Annotated in this window: 18 protein-coding genes and 1 pseudogene; 14 read left to right on the top strand and 5 right to left on the bottom strand. The window is 63.6% G+C overall.

Annotated elements, in window-relative coordinates:
- The first annotated feature begins 636 nt into the window (after positions 1-636).
- From QRN54_RS25610 to QRN54_RS25590, 5 genes are all read left to right on the top strand, one after another.
- Positions 637-1,695 (top strand): MinD/ParA family ATP-binding protein, encoded by a 1,059-nt coding sequence (locus QRN54_RS25610; RefSeq protein WP_223304552.1) that lies wholly within the window; start codon positions 637-639, stop codon positions 1,693-1,695.
- Between the two features lie 97 nt (positions 1,696-1,792).
- A complete protein-coding gene (locus QRN54_RS25605; protein ID WP_209923528.1) occupies positions 1,793-2,464 on the top strand; it encodes a hypothetical protein in 672 nt (223 codons plus the stop codon).
- On the top strand, positions 2,464-2,901 hold the full coding sequence (locus QRN54_RS25600; protein WP_042953726.1) for a hypothetical protein: 438 nt from the start codon (positions 2,464-2,466) through the stop codon (positions 2,899-2,901). The genes QRN54_RS25605 and QRN54_RS25600 overlap by 1 nt, the downstream gene beginning before the upstream one ends.
- Positions 2,898-3,761, top strand: coding sequence for an RAMP superfamily CRISPR-associated protein (locus QRN54_RS25595; protein WP_047270868.1), 864 nt, complete (start codon positions 2,898-2,900; stop codon positions 3,759-3,761). The genes QRN54_RS25600 and QRN54_RS25595 overlap by 4 nt, the downstream gene beginning before the upstream one ends.
- Positions 3,761-4,480: a Csf3-related protein gene (locus QRN54_RS25590; protein WP_047270870.1), complete on the top strand. Its 720-nt coding sequence runs from the start codon at positions 3,761-3,763 to the stop codon at positions 4,478-4,480. The genes QRN54_RS25595 and QRN54_RS25590 overlap by 1 nt, the downstream gene beginning before the upstream one ends.
- A gap of 44 nt (positions 4,481-4,524) precedes the next feature.
- Here the strand turns inward: QRN54_RS25590 and QRN54_RS25585 are convergent, their stop codons facing one another.
- From QRN54_RS25585 to QRN54_RS25575, 3 genes are all read right to left on the bottom strand, one after another.
- A complete protein-coding gene (locus tag QRN54_RS25585) occupies positions 4,525-5,319 on the bottom strand; it encodes a hypothetical protein (RefSeq protein WP_047270873.1) in 795 nt (264 codons plus the stop codon).
- Positions 5,306-6,010 (bottom strand): hypothetical protein, encoded by a 705-nt coding sequence (locus QRN54_RS25580; RefSeq protein ID WP_047270875.1) that lies wholly within the window; start codon positions 6,008-6,010, stop codon positions 5,306-5,308. Before QRN54_RS25580 ends, QRN54_RS25585 begins: the two co-directional genes overlap by 14 nt.
- Before the next feature lie 88 nt (positions 6,011-6,098).
- Complete coding sequence (locus tag QRN54_RS25575; RefSeq protein ID WP_190287621.1) at positions 6,099-6,275, bottom strand: hypothetical protein; 177 nt, start codon at positions 6,273-6,275, stop codon at positions 6,099-6,101.
- Between the two features lie 255 nt (positions 6,276-6,530).
- Between QRN54_RS25575 and QRN54_RS25570 the strand changes: the two are divergent.
- The 9 genes and pseudogenes from QRN54_RS25570 to QRN54_RS25530 all read left to right on the top strand — a co-directional run bounded on the left by QRN54_RS25570 (position 6,531) and on the right by QRN54_RS25530 (position 15,456).
- Positions 6,531-7,633: pseudogene (locus QRN54_RS25570) on the top strand (ATP-binding protein).
- Positions 7,630-8,868 carry a vWA domain-containing protein gene (locus QRN54_RS25565; protein WP_285183384.1) on the top strand — a complete coding sequence of 413 codons (1,239 nt, stop codon included), beginning with the start codon at positions 7,630-7,632 and terminating at the stop codon, positions 8,866-8,868. Before QRN54_RS25570 ends, QRN54_RS25565 begins: the two are co-directional and overlap by 4 nt.
- Positions 8,865-9,059 (top strand): hypothetical protein, encoded by a 195-nt coding sequence (locus QRN54_RS25560; protein WP_230691639.1) that lies wholly within the window; start codon positions 8,865-8,867, stop codon positions 9,057-9,059. The genes QRN54_RS25565 and QRN54_RS25560 overlap by 4 nt, the downstream gene beginning before the upstream one ends.
- On the top strand, positions 9,056-10,243 hold the full coding sequence (locus QRN54_RS25555; RefSeq protein ID WP_285183382.1) for a hypothetical protein: 1,188 nt from the start codon (positions 9,056-9,058) through the stop codon (positions 10,241-10,243). Before QRN54_RS25560 ends, QRN54_RS25555 begins: the two co-directional genes overlap by 4 nt.
- A 77-nt stretch (positions 10,244-10,320) precedes the next feature.
- Positions 10,321-11,619 (top strand): AAA family ATPase, encoded by a 1,299-nt coding sequence (locus QRN54_RS25550; protein ID WP_285183381.1) that lies wholly within the window; start codon positions 10,321-10,323, stop codon positions 11,617-11,619.
- Positions 11,620-12,141: 522 nt separating this feature from the next.
- On the top strand, positions 12,142-12,357 hold the full coding sequence (locus QRN54_RS25545; RefSeq protein WP_047270442.1) for a hypothetical protein: 216 nt from the start codon (positions 12,142-12,144) through the stop codon (positions 12,355-12,357).
- Positions 12,358-12,660: a type II toxin-antitoxin system PemK/MazF family toxin gene (locus QRN54_RS25540; protein WP_285183380.1), complete on the top strand. Its 303-nt coding sequence runs from the start codon at positions 12,358-12,360 to the stop codon at positions 12,658-12,660.
- Between the two features lie 28 nt (positions 12,661-12,688).
- Positions 12,689-14,659, top strand: a complete 1,971-nt coding sequence (locus tag QRN54_RS25535) for a hypothetical protein (RefSeq protein WP_285183379.1) — start codon at positions 12,689-12,691, stop codon at positions 14,657-14,659.
- A complete protein-coding gene (locus QRN54_RS25530; protein WP_116056910.1) occupies positions 14,659-15,456 on the top strand; it encodes a hypothetical protein in 798 nt (265 codons plus the stop codon). Before QRN54_RS25535 ends, QRN54_RS25530 begins: the two co-directional genes overlap by 1 nt.
- Positions 15,457-15,893: 437 nt before the next feature.
- Here QRN54_RS25530 and QRN54_RS25525 read toward each other — a convergent pair whose 3' ends face one another.
- Together QRN54_RS25525 and QRN54_RS25520 are read right to left on the bottom strand one after the other, a co-directional pair.
- Entirely contained in the window at positions 15,894-18,068 is a 2,175-nt protein-coding gene (locus QRN54_RS25525; RefSeq protein WP_047270584.1) for a heavy metal translocating P-type ATPase, read from the bottom strand.
- Positions 18,061-18,447: a DUF3703 domain-containing protein gene (locus tag QRN54_RS25520; protein WP_047270586.1), complete on the bottom strand. Its 387-nt coding sequence runs from the start codon at positions 18,445-18,447 to the stop codon at positions 18,061-18,063. The genes QRN54_RS25525 and QRN54_RS25520 overlap by 8 nt, the downstream gene beginning before the upstream one ends.
- Positions 18,448-18,468: the final 21 nt, after the last annotated feature.

Genomic DNA, 18,468 nt, shown 5'->3' with positions numbered 1-18,468 from the left:
CGCCCTGACGACCGCGCAACCAGTCACGCATCACCTCAGCACGAGCGACCTCAGGTCCGCGTCGCACCTCAAGTGCAGCCGTCCGCGCCCTCAGGTCCCTCGCACGCCATCGAATCAGGATCCCCGGTGGCGAACGATAGCTGGCAGCCGATCGCCCCTCCGGACACAAACCAGGGGGAGACGCAACCGCCCGCGGTCGATCCAATTCGTCACGGCGGGGGTGTCCAGGAAACGCAGGAGACAGCCCCGATGAGCCCTCCGCGCACTCGCTATGTCGACTCCACGTTGAACCAGGAAGCGACTGTTGCACACTCGCAGCCGGTCCAGCCGAGTTCGTCGCGGGGCACAAATGTTCGGGGTGCGGTGCCATCCAACCCGCCGGCGAGTGCGCAGCCAGCAGCGCCGTCTGCCACACCGACTGCGCCCAAGCCCCCTGCCGTGTCGACTCCGGCATGGGATCTGCCTACGACAACTTTTCCCGCGCAAGGCGCCGGCGCAGACAGTCGAGGGTCGTACGGTTCCCCGGGAGACAGCACTTCTGTCCCACAGCCCCTCAACCCGCTTTCCTACCCCCAGCATCAGCAAGCCGAAAACGCACAGATCGACCCCCGTCCGTCCGTTCCATCGGCAGGGCAAGTGAGTTCCGTACCAGTAGAAAATCCGCAGGGGCAGCAACAACCCCACAACGGTGCACCGCCTCAATGGCAAAACAGCCGACCGCGCCAGGTCAACGCCGGAATTGCATCGGATTTCCGTTCCTCTACGCCGCCCAAGCGCACTATCGACGACCTCGACATCATTCGTCGTGCGAAGCGCCCGCCGGCGAAAGGTTTCCGCCGCTTCCTGTTCAAATTGACAGGGGGCAAGGTCAACCCGGGTCAGTCGCAGGCAGAGCTCGAGTACCTCGAATTGGTCAAGCGGATCAATCAGCCGTCGCGAGGTGTCTACAAAATCGCTTTCGTTTCTCTCAAAGGAGGGGTGGGAAAAACCACTGCAGCGAAAACCGTGGGGTCGACGTTCGCCTCGCTGCGAGGCGATCGCGTCATCGCGATCGACGCCAACCCGGACGCCGGAACCCTTGCCGATCGGGAACATCGCGAGCACCGATACACCGTCCGAGACCTGCTGGCGGATCATCAGATCCGCACCTACAGCGATGTGAGGCACTACACCTCTCAGGGTGACAGCCGCCTGGAGATCCTCGCCAACGAAACAGATCCGGCGACCTCCGAAGCCTTCAACGAGCAGGACTATCTCGACGCACTCAAGACGTTGGAGGTGCACTACAACATCATCATCACCGATTGCGGAACCGGCATGATGCATTCGGCGATGAAGGGAATCCTCGACGAGGCCGATGCAGTAGTTGTTGTCAGCCCCACCGCCCAGGACGGCGCACGGTCGGCTGTCTCCACCTTGGCGTGGCTCAACGAGCAAGGACATCAACGTCTGGTGGAAAAGGCAGTGGTGGTGGTCAATTCGACACGGCCGGGATCGTCTTCTCTCGACCTGAGTCAGCTCGAAGACGTTTTCCGTCAGCAAGGCGTACGGGCAGTCCGCATCATTCCGTTCGACGAACACCTCGGAGAAGGTGGCCCGATCGACCTGCCGCTGCTGAGCAAGAAGACCGAACGTGCGTACCTCGAACTCGCGGCGGATCTCGCCGACGATTTCGTGAACAAGGGACCCGCATAACGAACAACGAAGCCGGCGGCCTCGACAGCTGTTGATCATCCACTGCCGTAATGTGTGCGGTGTTCGTAATGTCATGTGCCGCAGATAGCTTGCTTGCATGACCGACGCGAACGCTGTGAGCATCGAAGACGTGTGCACCGCCGCACACAGGGCAGTTGATCCCCCACCTGTCGAAGGTCGCCGCTGCGGTGGCCTCTGCGCCCGCTGCGGGCGAGAGAGTACCGGCAATATCTCTGTCAGCTCCGTCGTTTCACGCACCTTTACTGCCTTCGACGGATGGTCCTCGCCCGCAGCGCAAGGGATGTGCCAGGTCTGCGCGTGGGTCTACCGCACCCCAGCACTGCGTCTGAACATCCAATTGGTGGGAGCGTGCCCACCCACGCTGAAAACGCTGACTTCGAGACAACTCGGAGCGCGCCTGCAGAAACCGCTAACCTCGGCGCACGCGCTCGTCGTGCCAGTGGGTATGCGTCGCAAACACCTCCTCCCTCATGCGCGGTGGGGCGAAATTAGTGTCGACGACATCTCGTTGTCCTGGACCAAACATGATGTACGCACTCTCGCTGCGATGCGACGACTACGCACGGACGGCTTCGGAGAGCGGATGCTGGCAGCGAGCGCACCGCAATTCGCGATGATGCGCCGACTTCCAGCCGCACGGTGGACGGGACTCCTCGAAGACTGGGCAGAACTTGATCGATGGCGCACGGCACCCCCATGGTGGGAACTCGGCCTACGCGCCTCCTCCTCGAACAGGAAGGAACCGTAATGGCAACCTCCACTGACAAATGGCTTGCGTCCGTTCCCGAACTACCCGCACTGACCGGGGCTCACTCAACCGCTGAACGGCTACTTCTGCTGCTGCACTACGGAATCGACTGGGAAAACGGATGGGTAGCATCCCGCCGAGCCGTCTACTGGGAACACCACCTCCCCGATCGAGTCCGGCTCGCCACCTACCGGTGCGGCGCCGATCTCGACCGATGGTGGGGCATCGTGTCCGAGAAGCTCGAATCCCGACCCAACGCATCGCAGCGACTCGAACTCTCGCAACTACTGAGAGAACCACCGAAGCCAGTGCTGACAATCATGCGCGAATCGACCCGGGCGCTGGTGCTTCGAACGCAGATCGTCGCGACGGCATACCGAGAGTCCCAAACCCACATCCGCCGGCAGCGCGACAACGCAGGAGAAACATCACCATGACCAGCACTGTGCATTGGGATCTGGACATCTACGCACTGTCGTCGATCTCGCACAAAGACGACAGCACCTCGACAACCACGGCGCTCTTTCGCCGCGAAGAAGTAATCCAGCCCGACGGGACGGGGGAGCTCGTCCCGATCATCTCCGGCAACTCCTTCCGCGGAACACTGCGACGCATCGGTGAGGAACTCCTCCGCGACGTGCTCGACTACGAGGGCACACTGTCGCTGCCGGCGGCCCACACCCTCCGCAGCGGAGGAGCCCTACGAAAAACCAAGGGCGAACCCCTCTCCGGAAACAGACTCGAGCATGCACGAAATCTCATCCCCCTGATCGGCGTCTTCGGAGGTAACAGCAGTTCCACGATGATCAAGGGCCGCGCCCAGATCGGGAAAGTCGTACCGAGGGTCAAAGAGACCGAACACATCATGTCCAGACCGTCGAAGCTCCCGTTACTGAGCCAGTTCGAGCTGCTGGGCATCGAGCGGTACAGCCGATTCGACGACTCGGACACCGCAGACTTCCCATCAACTGCCGCGGCAGAGTCCGACGCGGAGAGCCCGGCGACCGGCTCACACCTGATGCGCTACGAAGTCGAGACCTTACCTGCGGGAACCACCTTCGAATCCTGGATCCGCCTCACCCGAGCCACCGATCTGCAGATCGCCTTCTTCACAGACGTCCTCGCCGAATTCACAGCAGCAGGACGACTCGGTGGGCGATTGTCGATCGGCCACGGGATGGTTCGCGTCGAATCCACACGATCGACGACGGCCGGCACCACAGCATCTGCGGTGGACTGGCGCGAACATCTGCGCAGTGTCCGAGACGACGCGCTGGAAGTTCTGGCGAACTGGTGATGAGGCCGCTACTGGTGAAAGCGAGACTCGCCCACGGAATCGCGCACGCCGCACCGTGGGGAGTGAGCCTCGACGGACTGCTCGCCGCCGAAATATGGGCAGACCAGAAGGCGGGCAAGCGCGATCGAGGAGAAGTCGTAACTGCGCTGGCAGCCGACGTCGACCCTGAAGACCTCGATTTGCCCTTGGCTCGATGCGAACTGTCAGGCGGAGGCTTATGGCACTGGGCAGCTACTTGCGCGTATCCCGAGAAACCTGTCGATCATCCAGTGGTGCGCTACTGGACGGGGCGCCCCGATCATGCGGCCCTCGGGGACCTCGTGGCAGATCTCCCAGGCGTCGTCTCGGAAAGGCAAGGCCCGTACCGGTCGCGGAGCATGCCGTTGTTGGTCACGAGCACCGACACCGTGACATGGCAATGTGTGGGAGACGATGACCGGATCATGGCGATCCTGCAAGGCATTGCCGCGATCGGAAAAAAACGTAGTCAGGGCGAAGGTCGAGTTCTGCGGTGGGAAGTGGCGCCTCTCGACGAGTCTTTTGGCTGGTCGGCAGGACATCTCCATGTTGATGGCAGCCTCGGTCGGCCAACCCCAGATGGATGCCTGTACGGAACCGCGGTGGCAACCGGTGGCCGAGGACCCACGGGTCTGCGGCCGCCGTACATGCACGGTTTCCGCCGGCACACGCTCAACCTGCCGTTCTCGCTCACTGTGTGAGTAGTGAAGACGATCTTGGAGCTAAGTTCTGTCGTGGCGCTCGGCTATTGCGCGGTACCTGAACTGGGGTTCTCGGGCCTGGTAGCGATAGTCATCAGCGCCCTGTACGCGCGATCTCGACGCCCTTCCGGGACGAGTTGCCACGAACGGTGTTGTGGGTTTTCGAGTGCCTCAGCGAGTTTCTCGAGTCTGCGGGGGTCGTTTTCCGTCATCGTCACATCACGTTCGACGATCGGATTGCCAATCGCACTGGCGAGGATTGCAGCGTCATCGAGATGGCGTTGCGTGTCTTTGCGGTCACTGATGAAAGCTGCCCCCTTGAGGATCAGAGCCCCCAGAACGGTCGGCAGGCTCAAACGGGTTGGTACCCCGTCAATTTCGATCGTGCAGTTCACGGTTTTCCGCAATGCAGATGTGGCACCTGGGACCTGGAAGACCGGGTGCCCTTTCAGCTTCGGGACATGCTTCGGTGGTAGATGGTCGGCGACCATCACATCGACTATCTCGGGGGCCTTTTCTCCTCCACGTGTAAACCGGTGGATGGGGTCGTCGTCCTGGAGCGACCAGCGGAGTTCGTAGCCGAGATCCTCGAGTTGTTTCTTGACTTCGTTGAATACGGCTGCGCCGGTTTCTATGTGCAGCACGATGTCGACATCAAGGGTAGGTCGGTTGAGTGGCACTCCTGCTTTCGCTGCGTGCAGCTGCACCATCAGCCCCCCGATCAGTGTCCATTGGTCGGACGGGATCGCGTTGGCCAGCTCCGCGGCTTGCGGCCACGGTGTAGCCCACCCGCCGACAGGCGCCTGAACAGTCCACTCGGGACGTTCAACGGAAGTCATCGAGTAGCTCCTGGAGTACGCGCGTGCCGGCGCTGCGCTGGCGGGTGTCGAGTGATTCCATCAGATCGACGGCGACGGCCGCGATCGGAAGCGTTGATGTACGGAAGAATGGGTTCAGGGCGGAAACGACCCGGAGGGTGACATCACCGTTTTGGGAGAGCATCCCGAATTGTTCTACGACGTCGTCGAAGTCGTCGTCGACGATGTACCCGTCGGCTTTGTCGTTTCTCGCGGAGGACAGTCCGAATCGCGCCGCTGTTTCCGGTACGTGAATGATCGCGCTGATACCGGTGGCGGCGAGGTAGCCGCCCCTGATCAAGACATCTACGTCGCCCTCCCCCCAGGTCTCCATGTGGTGTGTGGTGGCGCGGTTTCTGGCGAGGTAGGCCACTTCTGCCGCGGACGACCGGCGTAAACGATGCTTGAGTCGGGTGATCTGTGTCGGAGAAGCGATCCAGTCGACTGTGCAGTGGGACAACAAGGCCAGGGCTGCCCAGGAAACCTCAGGATTCCACGGGCGTCCGGGACGGCGAGAGCTCTGGGCCATCCGGTGGACGGATGCACTGTTGAGCAGGAGAGAATTGCCCACCTCGCGGGCGATGGTGATGGAACCGGCGCGAGCGAGTCTGGTGACCTGCCGTTCGGTCACCGAGAGTGCAGCTGCAGCATCGTGCACCGTCATCTCATCCATGCCTTATATGGTCGCATTCGAGACCATATAAGGCAATAACAGCACTAAATCGACCAATTATTGATGTGTGATCGAGACACATTTTCTATCAGCCCTGCGGATTCCCAGCGGCGACGAGGTTGGTCAAGTCAGTCGGCCAGGGGTACTTTCCCGGTGCGTCTGTGACGGATTCGACGATGGCCTTTCCCGAGGCTTCATCGATCTCGACGATGGAGAACACCGACTTACCGGTTGTGTGGATCCGGACATGATCGCCGACCTGCATGTGTGAATCTCTTTCTCGTATTCTGCGTTGTTTCGCAACTCCGCACTATCTCAGGTGTGTACGACACGATCTGGTCACACGGGGGGAGAGGGCCGGCCGGCTGGTCGGCCTTCCCTCGCCGCGCCCCCGGCACGGCGAGGGGCAGGGCCATTTCGAGCCACAGAAGCCGTCATTTCCGCAGTTCAGGCCGTATAATTCGAGGTGTCCTGTTGAGTGCGCGACTGACCATCGTGCCGATTTTTTTGGAGTGTTCTGATGGCTGATCTGGCTACTGCTGTGACTGTGTTGGATGCGAATGGGCGGGCGGGTGTGCCGTCGTTGTTGATTTCGGGTCCGGGGATGGGCAAGTCGAGTTTGGTGCGTGGGTTGGCTGCGGCGGATGGGGTGTTGTGCAAGACGGTGTTGGGGTCGTTGCGTGAGCCGTCGGATTTCGCTGGGTTGCCGGTGGTGCGGGAGCACGGTGTGACGTTGGAGGCTCCGGCGTGGGCGAAGGAATTGGTGGCCGGTGGTGGTGGGTATCTGTTTCTGGATGAGTTGACGACGAGTCCGCCTGCTGTGCAGGCGGCGATGTTGGCGGTGGCGTTGGATCTGACTGTCGGTGATGTGCAGTTGCCGAAGGGGACTCGGGTGATTGCGGGGGCGAATCCTCCGGATTGCGCTGCTGGTGGGTACGAGTTGGAAGCGCCGTTGGCGAATCGGTTCTGCCATGTGGAGTTCACGCCGTCTGTGGATGAGTGGTTGGACGGTATGTCGACGGGGTGGGGTGCGCCGCCTGCCTCGCGTGCGGTTGCCACCGATGAGCAGCGGGCCTGTGTTGGTGCGCAGTTCGATCACCGGCTTTGTGCAGCGCAATCCTGATGCGTTGGATGCTTTTCCGTCGTCGGCGGCGCAGACCGGTGGCGCGTGGCCGTCGCGTCGTACGTGGTCGATGTTGGCGGCGGTGTTGCCGCATGTGCGGGAGGACGACAACGCGGCGATCAACACGGCGGTGTTCGGGTTGATCGGTGAGGGCGCGGGCGTGGAGTTCTTTTCAGTGGCGATGTAGCGCGGATCTGCCCGATCCGGTTGCGGTGGTGGAGAATCCCGATTCGGCGTTCGATTGGCAGTCGCGTCCTGATCTGGTGTGGGCGGTGCTGTCCGGTGTCACGGCGTGGGCGGTGGGGCGCGGCACGGTGGAGGCCTGGCGCAGTGCGTGGGGTCCGCTGATCGCGGCTGCGGATGCGGGCGCACCGGACGTGGCGGGCGCGGCGGCGCGCACGCTGGCGAAGGCGCGACCGGCGAAGGCGACTGTCCCGGCGTCTGCACGTCGGTTCGCGCCGATGTTGACCGCTGCGGGTCTGATGGAGGCGGCGGCATGAGCGGGGTTCGGGCGCTTGCGCCGGATGAGTTGCGGGCGTTTCGCCTGGCGCGGCTGGTTTCTGCCGAGCAGATGCCGTATTTCATGAGGGCGTTGTTCGCGGCGCAGCCTGTTGCTGCACCGGGGTTGGGCACGTTCGCGGTGGATGCGCAGTGGCGGCTGTATCTAGATCCGGCGTTGTTGGTAGGGGTTGGTGCGTGGCCGGTGCCGGTGGCGGGTGCGGTGTTGTTGCACGAGGTCGGGCACTTGCTGCGGGCGCACGGTGTGCGGGGGCAGTCCTTGCCGAAGCCGGCGGCGCACGTGGCGTGGAATTACGCGGCGGATGCGGAAATCAACGACGACTTGCTGGCGGCGGGCGTCGGGTTACCGGACGGGGTGATCACTCCACAATCGTTCGGGTGCGAGGACGGCGGAATCGCAGAGGACTACTACACGCACCTGATCGATCCGGCTACGGGACAACAGTTTCCAGACGAGAATGATGTGGGATGCGGGTCCGGTGCGGGGTGCGCGCCGGTGCCGGGGGAGTTGGGTGCGGCAGCGGGGGAGGTCGCGGACGGGTTGGACGACGCGGAAGCAGATCTGGTTCGCCGTCATGTGGCGCGGGCGGTGCAGGCGGCGCAAGGGAAGGGGCGCGGGATGCCGCCGCAAGGGTTGGCGCGCTGGGCGGGTGAGGTTCTCACGCCGCCGACCGCGGCGTGGGATCGGGTGTTGCGCGCGGTGATCCGGCGCGCATTGGCGGATCAGTCGGGGCGGACGAACTACAGCTATGCGCGTCCGTCGCGGCGCAGCCTGCCGGGGATCGTGGCCCCGGCGATGCGGGGTCCGTCGATCACGGTGTCGATTGTGATCGACACGTCGGGGTCCATGTCGGCGGCGGATCTGTCGGCGGCGATGGGTGAGGTGGCGGGTGTACTGCGGACGGGCGGTGTAGCGCGGGAGCGGGTACGGATTCTCTCGTGCGATGCGAAATCGACGTCTGCGCAGGCGGTGCGGTCGGTGGCCGATGTGGTGTTGGTGGGCGGCGGCGGTACGGATATGCGCGTCGGGATCGACGCGGCGAACGCGGCCCGTCCTGCCCCGCACGTGGTGATCGTGTTGACGGACGGGGATACGCCGTGGCCGGATCGGCCGTCGCGGGCGCATCTGGTGTGCGCGGTGATCGGCAACGACGCCGCACTGGCACGGACCCCGGACTGGGCGTCGAGTGTGCAGATCCCGGTCGGTGCGTCGTGAACGCGGTGAGCGGTGATCTGTTGCGGTACGCGCAGCAGGTGTTGACCGGTACCGGTCACGAGCCCGCTCAGGTGGCGAGCGTGGTCGCCGGCACCGGCGAGGATGCGGCGGCGCGGGCGTTGCGTGCGGGGTGGGAGTGCGCCGCGAATCCGGTGGTTCTGGCGTGCGAGCAGGCGGAGGACGTGTCGTGAGCGTGGAATGGTTCGATCTGGCTCAGCGTCTCTATGCCGCCGAAACAGGGCGCCCGGCTGCTCGGCTCGCACACACTACGTTCACCCCGTCAGCGTCGGCGCTGGCGGTGCGGGCGACGGTACGCGGCGGCAGTGTGAGCGTGTCCGCTGCGGCGTTGGGTGGAGGTGAGGAAACCGCGTGCGACGAGGCAGGGTTGGCGTTGCTAGCCAGGTTGGGCGGCACACTGGCGGCGGATACCCCGGCGATGTTGCTCACCGACGACACCGGCACGATCCCGGCCCTGGTGGGGTTGGCGCGGACGCACGCTCACCACAGCGACCCGAACATCTCCGGTAGCGCCGCGATGGTGGGGTGGTGGGCAGATCGGGCGGATCATCCCGGCACATCGGCGGCGGTGAATCTTCCGGCAGCGTCCAGTGCCCGCTACGTGCTCGGAGTGGTCCCAGAAGCGCAGCGGTCGGCGCGGGTATGGCGAAAGTGGTTTCAGATCACCGACGAGAGTGTCGCCGGGATGCACGAGTGGGCGCGTGCGATCGGCAGTGGCCCGTTGTTGCCGCTGCTCGCTGCGATCGGTGAAGACGACGCCTATTCGTTTTCTCGGGCACAGTCCGCACTGGTGGACGGTCACGACTGGTCACGTCCCGACAACACGGCCAGCGCCGCGATGGGCCTGCGAAGTCGTTGTGACGCAGCAGATGTGATGTCATCAGCCTTGCTCGATGATCCGATGTGGCGCGAGCGCGCACTGCACACCGGTCACGTCGCGGTAGGTGTGGCATCGATGACGCCGCCACCGAAAGGTTCACGTCGGCGGGGTGGGTCGCTGTCGGTGACGTGTGAGCGTCTGGATTCACGGCTGCGGGTTGGATCTGCTGTCACCGGGTGGGTCGGTACACCGCGACGGCGTCCGTTCGAGCAGTTCACTGCCGAGGTCACATCGACCGAGGTTGTCGGCGGGAAGTTGGTGCTCGGACTCGGTTCGGTGGGGATGTATGCGCCGCCGAGTGGCGCGTCGGTGGTGTTGATGCCGCAAGCGGTGTCGCCGCACACGATGCGCGCTGGTCGTGGCCGGTACTGGCGGCTCTACCGAGGGCGGCGGTCCTGGCTTTCGACGGGGCAAACGCCCGTCCCTTCCCGGCGTGAAGTGCCGTTGGACGTGCTCATAGCGGGCGCAAAGGAATAGCACCGGCAGCATACCTTCCTTAGGTAAATAGCCAGTTCAGAGACTTTTTTCTTTTTTCACGAAAGGTTTGATTCGTCATGCGCATTACTGTCCCGTCGGATATCGCTGCCCCCTCCGGGCCGGTCCCGCCGTCGCCGCGCCCGCCAACTCCGTCACTGACGGGGTGGCCGGGGTCGGAGATCATGGCCGACCCGATCACAGCGCGTGTGCTGTTCTCGGTGTGGTCGGGTGATCCTGCGGTGGTGGTGCCGTCCCCTCCCGGCGCAGGCAAGACCCGTTTGGTTGCATTGCTCGCTGCGGCATTGGCGCACCGGGCGGATCTGCGCGTGGGGATCGCGGCGCAGACCCGCGAACAGGCGGTGGAGATTGCACGCCGGTTGGGAACACTCACCGATCGCGCCGCCTTGATGTGGAAAGCGACGCCGCCGGCACCGGACAGCGGCGACACACCGGTGGTCTCGGGACAGAAAGTGCGCTGGCAGGGCGACGTCGGTGCAATTCTGATCGGCACGACGGCGCGATGGTTGTTCTCGGACCCGGACCGAGTCGGTGCGGACGTGTTGATCGTGGACGAGTCGTGGCAATGCACTTACGCCGATCTGGGAGCGCTGGGAGCCATGGCGAAACAGGTGGTGTGCGTGGGCGATCCCGGCCAGATCGACCCGGTGGTGACCGGCGATGTATCTCGTTGGGAGGGAAGCGAAACCGCACCCGATCTACCCGCCCCGATTGCACTGTTGGCTGCGCATGGCGATGCGGTGGGGATGGTGCGGTTGGCGCACACCTGGCGACTCGGACCCGACACCACAGCGCTGATCGCGCCACTGTTCTACCCCGATTTGCCGTTCACCTCCAAGCGTCCCCCGGAACACCTCACCGATTCGAGCGGGACTGTGTGGCCTGAATTGGCGCATCGCCCGATCACAGCTTGCGCAGGCCCGTCCGATCCTGCCTTGGTGACTGCATGCGCTGCGAGGGTGCGAGAGCTACTGGCAGCGGATCTGGTCACCACCACAGGTAGGCGGGCAATGACGGCCGCCGATGTGGCCGTGGTGGTCCCGCACGTGACTCAGGCTGCGGCAATTCGTGCCCTACTGAGCGAGTACCCCGGCGTACTGGTCGGCACCGCCAACTCATTGCAAGGTCTCGAGCGTCCTGCCGTCGTGGTGCTGCACCCGTTGGCGGGATATCGGACCGCCGAACCTTTCAACCTCGATGCGGGCCGTGCCTGTGTGATGCTCTCGCGTCACCGCGCCCACATGTCCGTCGTCATCGACAGCGCGAGCGCGAGCGTCCTTGCACATGGTGCGCCGTCGTCCGCGCTCGAGGTCCAGACCGGCCTGTTGGCCGCGCTGCACAGCACCCCCGCCGTGTAGTTCAACCGAAAAAGAAAGGGGCACAACAATGTCCGAAACAACGAAGATCGAATACCGTGCACGCGTCTGGGAAGGAATAGACACATTCGATGCAGTCGCAGCCGTCGACAGTAGGCGGCAGCATGCGCGATGAGTTCCTTGTGCGAGCAGGACCGAAGAGTCGCAGATCCACGACAACTCCCGTCCGCGCTGTGCGGGCAGCAGACGCAATGATCGCGTACGCCCAGCGCTGCGGCACCGGCACCGAAGAATTGCCCACCGTGTTCGCGGACTTGCGCTCCGATGCACATCACCTTGCCGACGCGTGGGCGTCGATTTCCGGTGATGCCACACGAAATGGGGAGGGGCATTTTCGCCGCCGAAGTGCACGGTACCGGGTAATCGGGGCACTGCCGGCCGAACAGCCCACGGACGTTCGGCCGGCAGTCCCCGGCACCGGGAGTGTCAGGGGCGGTGGTTGCAAGGAGATGAATGGATGTAAACCGGTACCGGTTTACATCCCAATTCGGTATCATGATGGTTATGAGTACGCAGATCGCGGTACGGCTACCCGAGGACATCGTGGCGTTTCTCGACAGCGAGGTCAGCGGTGGGCGCGCGAAAAGCCGTGCCCAAGTCGTGCTTCGAGCGTTGGAGCGTGAGCAGCGGCGACAGTTGGCGGTCCGTGACGTGGAGATCCTGTCTGACGGCGCGGGCGGCGATGTGAATATCGCTGCCGCGCACGGGAAGAAGAACTGAGTGCGCCCGATTCACGACGCCCAGCTTGGAGGTCTTTGTCCGGTGTTGGTTCTGACGAGGGAATTGGTTCGGCCTCATCTGGGGACGGTCACTGTTGCCCCCATTCGTTCGGAGGGGCGGGGGTTGTCGACCGAGCTGAGTTTGGGCGAAGACAACGGTGTCGAGGACGGATCGGTTGTCGACTGCGACGGGGTGACGACCATCCCGGTGTCGGCACTCGGGGTGAATCGAGGATTTCTCTTGCCCGCTCAGGAAGTGTTGTTGACCAGGGCGCTGCGATCAGCATTCGATCTCGAGTCATGAGGACGCAAGGAACGACGATGGGGCAGCGATGGCGGTGAAGAAGTGGGAGCAGATCCCCCTGTTCGACCTCGATCCTCCTCCGGTGCCCGAAGTCCATGGCGAGGGTCCTGAGCTGGATTCTGAACCAGCACACTTCGATCTCGACGACGAAGCCGCCTCGGCCCTGGAATCCGATACTGGCGTGGACACCGCTTCGCAGGTTGCGGCAGATCACGCCGCCCCGGAGGCAGGCGGCGAACCAGAAACCGGCGAAAGCACCGATGCCGACCGTCAAGGTGCCGGCTCGACGTCGCCCGTGTCATCGGTCTCCGGCACCGAAGCAGTTGTGCCCCAGGCCAAGCCCAATGCTGACGTGAAACCGGAACCCACCCAGGCGTCAGAACGGGGCGCAACGGAACCGGCCGCCCTTCCTCCCGCCAGCGAGGCAGCAGACGGCCACGCTGTCATTGTCACAGCAGCCGGCACCTACACACCATCCGGCCACACACTCACCGGCCCAGTCGATTCCATCGAAAAACTCGACAAACTCATCAGATGGGCAACGCTCACCCCGCTGGGCGCACCGGCACAGATCTGGATAGTCGGAATCGAAGCCTGCGAAATGCTCGGATGGATCATCGACCCAGGCAGCGAAGACGATGTCGACGACATGGAAATCCTCCGCACCCGCGCTGCCGAAGAACTCACCGCGATCCTCCACGCCACGCTGACCCCGATGCTGACCGCAGGATGGGAACTGCGCGGAGAACCCGGCCACGTCGTTCACCTCTCCCGCACCACCGGGAACTTCACATCCATGGTCGACATTTTCATCGAACCCTACGTGTGGACCTACTGGAACAAAGACTTCGGATGGGGCAATCGCGTGGGGGACATGGGGATCCTCGGATCACCCACCGCCGGAACCTACCTCCCCGACGACGACCTCCCCGCTGCCCGCGAACTGGGACGCCGACTCGCCTGGTGCGCACAACACCTCGGCGTGCTACCCGGCCCCACCCCAGCGCGCACCGGCGCCGCCATCGTCGACAAGATCAAACGCGACCGCACCCGCAGCGGTAAAGGAATCGTCGTCACTGTCGGTGGACCGGTCCCACCGCTGGACGGCGAACCCCGCGGAGATCTCGAACCTGCCCTCGGATGGACCCGCATCCCGGACCTCGAAGAACTCTCCGACGCAACACAACTGGTATCGATAGACCAACGAGCTGCGTACCTCGCGTCCGCTGGCATGCTCGAATTCGGCTACGGAAAACCTCGACATCTTCGCGGCGAGAACGCGCTCGACGCTGCGCGGCAATCGAAAACCCCGTTCGGACTCTGGCGTGTAACCCTCCCACCGGGTGACATGCTGGCGCTCCCACCCGCTCTACCGTTGCCTCACCCACACATGCTCGCCGACCAACCTGTGCAGACCTGGATCACCACCGTCAGCCTCGATGCACTTCAAACGTCCTGCGCCGATGGCGGAATCGGCGCAGAACTCGACGACCTCGACATCGCAGAAGCGTGGGTCTACTCCGAACAGGGACGGGCCCTCGACAAGTGGGCGAAAATCCTCCGTGAAGCCCGCAAAGTTGCCGTCGACACAGGCGACACAGCAATGAAACGGTTCATCGGCGCCTGCTACAAGGGTTACATCGGCCGAATGGTCAACCCCGACATGTGGACCGCCAAACAAATGCAACACCACCACCAACCGCTCTGGCGAGCAGCGATCATCGCGCACTGCCGCTGGCGAGGCCGCCGCGTCGCGATGCGCATCGCACGCGAAACCGGGCGTTGGCCACTGCGCACCGTCACCGACTCCTGGGTCTACCCCCTACCCCCGGGCATCGACATCGCAGACAACAGTGACGCACTCGGGAAAATGACTCTGGAAAAGAGCGCCCCGCTCACCGAAAACATAACCGTCATGCTGACCGACGCACGCGACACCCACGAGATCAACCTCGCACTCAAAGCTGCGTTCACCGACGAAGATGAAGGAAACATATAGTGGCCCTGCATCTTCCGAAACCACGATCAACCAAACCCGCACAAAAGACCGTCGGCTTGGACGGACTCAACGTATCCGTCTCGACAGCAGCAACAAGCGGTATCGAAAAATCGAAATCGGTCAAAAGTGGGGGATTAGCCGGACTCACCAGCAAAGTCTCCGTACGCCAGATCCGTACCGAAATCGGCAAAGAAGGCCTACGGCAAGCAGCTGTCGACGCCGGAAGAAAGCCCCCCTCGGACCGAACACTGCGCCGCTGGGCGCAGCAAGGACGAATCCCACACCCCGACGTCACCGAACGTGCACAACGGCGAGCCGCCATCGAACGCCTCGGCGGAATCGACGCTGTCGCACAGAAAATCGGCCGTTCACGATCAGCGGTCTCTCGCTACCGTTCCGGCGAAACGAACGAACTGCGCGCTGACGCGAAAAAGAAACTCAAAAACGTCAAAGCACGCGACATCATGGACCGCGCCGGCGTCCTACGACCCGACGGGCAACCCAAAAAGGCCACCATCCGAGTCCGCGGGGGAGTGTCCGTCCGCAACGGTTCCGAAGAAGGTTACGACTATCGAGTGCGTACCCTCGACTTCGCGAACTCCGACAGCCCCTTCAGTCTCGACGAAACACGAGAACTCGCCATGGCTTTGGCAGGCGACGATCATGCCCGAGTGGTTGCCATCCTCGAACGTCACGCCACGATGGATTACCCTGAAAACAAGGGATTCGACCAGTACGGCGACACTTTCGGATTTCACTTCGATTCCATCGAATCCGTACACATCGACTGGACATAGATAGGTCATTGCGATCGGACCTCGCCGATCCGATGGCAGCCCCAATTGGTCTGGATAGGCGGTTGCGTACAAGGTAGATTCACGTGAACGCGAGAGCCTCGTTACGCTCTTGCCAGCACGTACTCGGTGTTCGACAAGCACGCAACGTAAGTGCTTGGAAGTTGGTGGCGGGCAATGCGACGGGATTTCGGACCATCGGGATCCGGGAGAAAATCGCCTAATTCGACGGAATATGGCGCGATACAGTCCTTCTCGAACGCCGGATAGCAGCGCATTCCTGATTTTCTGAACCGTCAATCGAAGCATTTTCGGCAACCGATCCGTCATATGTGATCAGTGACTCGAAGCAGCGCTTAGTGCGAGTGCCGAGGGATGGCGGGCGGGTTGATGAGTCACGATTCCCGCCGGTCTAGGCGGTTCCTCGTGGCAGCCGGATGTCACGTTCCGCGTTGGTGAGTCTCTATCGGCTCCGGATCAGCGGTTTCACAACAAGAGCAACCGCCGTCGGATTCGCCGTCGGCTTTCGTGGGGTGCGGCGTAGTCAGCGTCAACATGGTGGGTGGTGTGCCTTCGTGTTTGTTCAGTGTCAGTGGTGCAGGTGCAGGTGCAGGTGCAGGTACAGGTGTGCAGCAGGCGTCACCGAGATCGTGACGTGACGGCGGCATGCTTACGTTCAACTGGCCTGTTGTGCGCGGAATCTCGGGTTGGCCGGGAAGTGGCGTGGTGCGGGCGGCGCGAATAGCGTTTGCGATGACGAGGACTTCGGCGAATTCGTGGACGAACACCACGGTGGCGAGTCCGAGGACGCCGGTGGCGGCGAGCGGGATGAGGACGCCGATGATTGCCAGGGAGAGTCCGATGTTCTGCAGCATCACGGCCCTGGCGTGGCGGGCGTGAGCGAGGACTTGCGGCAGGTGCCGCAGGTCTTCACCCATGAGTGCGATGTCGGCGGTTTCGATGGCGACGTCGGTGCCCATTGCGCCCATGGCGATGCCGACGTTCGCTGTGGCCAGGGCGGGGGCGTCGTTGACTCCGTCGCCGACCATCGCAATGCGGCGGCCTCCGGAGATCTCGTGGAGGAGTCGGGCTTTGTCTTCGGGGAGCAGTTCGGCACGGACGGTGCCGATTCCGGCTTGCTCTGCCAGGGCCTGTGCGGTGCGGTAGTTGTCACCGGTGAGCATGGCTGTTTCGATGCCGAGTGCGGTGAGTTGGCGGATCGCTTCGGGTGCTTCGGGCCGCAGTTGGTCGCGGACGGCGATCGCCGCGATCACCACGCCGCCGCGTTCGACGAGGACGACGGTGGCACCATCGCGCTGCAGGCGGTCGACGTCGGCGGCTAGGGCGCCGGGTTCGACCCAGCCCGGTTTTCCCAGCCGCAGCACTATGCCGTGGTGTGTGCCGTGCAGTCCGTGTCCGGCGACGGCGGTGACGTCGCCGGCTGGTTCGATGGTCCCGGTGGCTGCGAGGATCGCTCGGGCGAGTGGGTGTTCGCTGCGAGATTCGAGTGCAGCTGCGGCCGAGAGTGCTTGTTCGCGGGTAGTTCCGGGTGTGGTGACGACGTCGATGACTTCGGGTGCTCCGGCGGTGAGGGTGCCGGTCTTGTCGAGGGCGACCACCGTGATGCGGCCGAGTTCTTCGAGTGCCGCTCCGCCTTTGACGAGGGCGCCGTTGCGGCTTGCGGCACCGATCGCCGCCACCACCGACAGCGGCACGGAGATCGCGAGTGCGCAGGGTGATGCAGCGACGAGTACCACCAGTGCGCGTTCGATCCACAGCATCGGATCACCGAGGAGTGCGCCGATTCCGGCGACCAGCGCGGCGAGGACCATGATTGCCGGTACCAGGGGGCGGGCGATGCGGTCGGCGAGGCGTTGGCCGGACCCCTTGCGGTCCTGGGCTTCTTCGACGATGTGCACGATCCGAGCGAGTGAGCTGTCGGAGGCGCGGGCGGTGACGTCGACTTCGATGGCTCCGCCGCCGTTGATCGCCCCGGCATGGAGTTGATCGCCCGGTTCGGCTTCGACGGGGACTGATTCGCCGGTGATCGCGGACAGGTCCAGGCTGGTGGTGCCGGCGGCGATGGTGCCGTCGGTGGCGGCGCGTTCGCCGGGGCGCACGATCATGCGGTCACCGACGGCCAGCTCGTCCGGTTCGATCGTGACTTCGCGGCCGCCGCGCAGGACGGAGACGGTCGGGGGCACCAAGGCGAGGAGTGCTCGCAGGCCACGGCGGGTTTTGGTCACGGCATAGTGTTCGAGGCCTTCGGCGATGGAGAACAGGATTCCGAGCATCGCGGCTTCGTTGATCTGGCCGAGTGTGATCGCGCCGATGGCGGCGATCGTCATCAGGGTTCCGACGCCGATGCGGCCGTGGCGCAGATTCCGCAGGGTGTTCGGTACGAAGGTCGATGCCGCGATGATCGCGGCGACGAACGCTACGGTTGCGCCGGCGGCGTCGGCGCCGGCGCGTCCTATCAGCCAGGAGATCGCCAGTAGATGCGCTGTTGCTGCGGCTATCTGCAGGTCGCGGACATGCCAGAGTCGTTGCTCACTCTCGTGCACCTCGGTGGCGTCTTGCGCGCTGGGGTCTGGGCTGCAGCATGCGTCAGCCATGAGTGCTTTCGGCTGCAGCACCGGTATCTTCGGTGTTGCTGCGCGCTAGCAGTTTCTGTATGTCAGTCGGGATCGGCATCGGTGTCATTAGCCCGACGGCAGTGCGTCCGGTGTTGCCGACCGGATACCGCCCACTCAGCGATCCGGGGGCGGCGACCACAGTGCGGAGGACTTGACCGAGTGCTTCGCGTCGATCATGTTGCCGCAGCGCTAGGTTGAGCATCGAGAGGTGGTTGCGGGTATGCAGCCACGGATGTGGCTGCGAGAGGATATGGGCGCGTTCGAGGTGACTCCACCGGATCGCGTCGTCGGACGCGGTGTGCGCGGAGGACATTTCACGCTCGTACAGTGCGCGAACTGCGGTGGTCGGCGTAGACATGGCGGTTCTCCCTATTCGTGA

Origin of the sequence: Rhodococcus sp. MEB032 (assembly GCF_030208925.1) — a bacterium.
In the GTDB taxonomy this organism is placed as follows: domain Bacteria; phylum Actinomycetota; class Actinomycetes; order Mycobacteriales; family Mycobacteriaceae; genus Rhodococcus_F; species Rhodococcus_F qingshengii.
The sequence above is the reverse complement of the archived record's forward strand: the minus strand, read 5'-3'. Positions and strand labels throughout refer to the sequence as shown.

Coding starts and splice junctions, on each gene's coding strand:
- QRN54_RS25605 (WP_209923528.1), top strand. CDS start 1,793: ATGACCGACGCGAACGCTGTGAGCATCGAAGACGTGTGCACCGCCGCA.
- QRN54_RS25600 (WP_042953726.1), top strand. CDS start 2,464: ATGGCAACCTCCACTGACAAATGGCTTGCGTCCGTTCCCGAACTACCC.
- QRN54_RS25595 (WP_047270868.1), top strand. CDS start 2,898: ATGACCAGCACTGTGCATTGGGATCTGGACATCTACGCACTGTCGTCG.
- QRN54_RS25590 (WP_047270870.1), top strand. CDS start 3,761: ATGAGGCCGCTACTGGTGAAAGCGAGACTCGCCCACGGAATCGCGCAC.
- QRN54_RS25585 (WP_047270873.1), bottom strand. CDS start 5,319: ATGACTTCCGTTGAACGTCCCGAGTGGACTGTTCAGGCGCCTGTCGGC.
- QRN54_RS25580 (WP_047270875.1), bottom strand. CDS start 6,010: ATGGATGAGATGACGGTGCACGATGCTGCAGCTGCACTCTCGGTGACC.
- QRN54_RS25575 (WP_190287621.1), bottom strand. CDS start 6,275: ATGCAGGTCGGCGATCATGTCCGGATCCACACAACCGGTAAGTCGGTG.
- QRN54_RS25565 (WP_285183384.1), top strand. CDS start 7,630: ATGAGCGGGGTTCGGGCGCTTGCGCCGGATGAGTTGCGGGCGTTTCGC.
- QRN54_RS25550 (WP_285183381.1), top strand. CDS start 10,321: ATGCGCATTACTGTCCCGTCGGATATCGCTGCCCCCTCCGGGCCGGTC.
- QRN54_RS25545 (WP_047270442.1), top strand. CDS start 12,142: ATGAGTACGCAGATCGCGGTACGGCTACCCGAGGACATCGTGGCGTTT.
- QRN54_RS25535 (WP_285183379.1), top strand. CDS start 12,689: ATGGCGGTGAAGAAGTGGGAGCAGATCCCCCTGTTCGACCTCGATCCT.
- QRN54_RS25525 (WP_047270584.1), bottom strand. CDS start 18,068: ATGGCTGACGCATGCTGCAGCCCAGACCCCAGCGCGCAAGACGCCACC.
- QRN54_RS25520 (WP_047270586.1), bottom strand. CDS start 18,447: ATGTCTACGCCGACCACCGCAGTTCGCGCACTGTACGAGCGTGAAATG.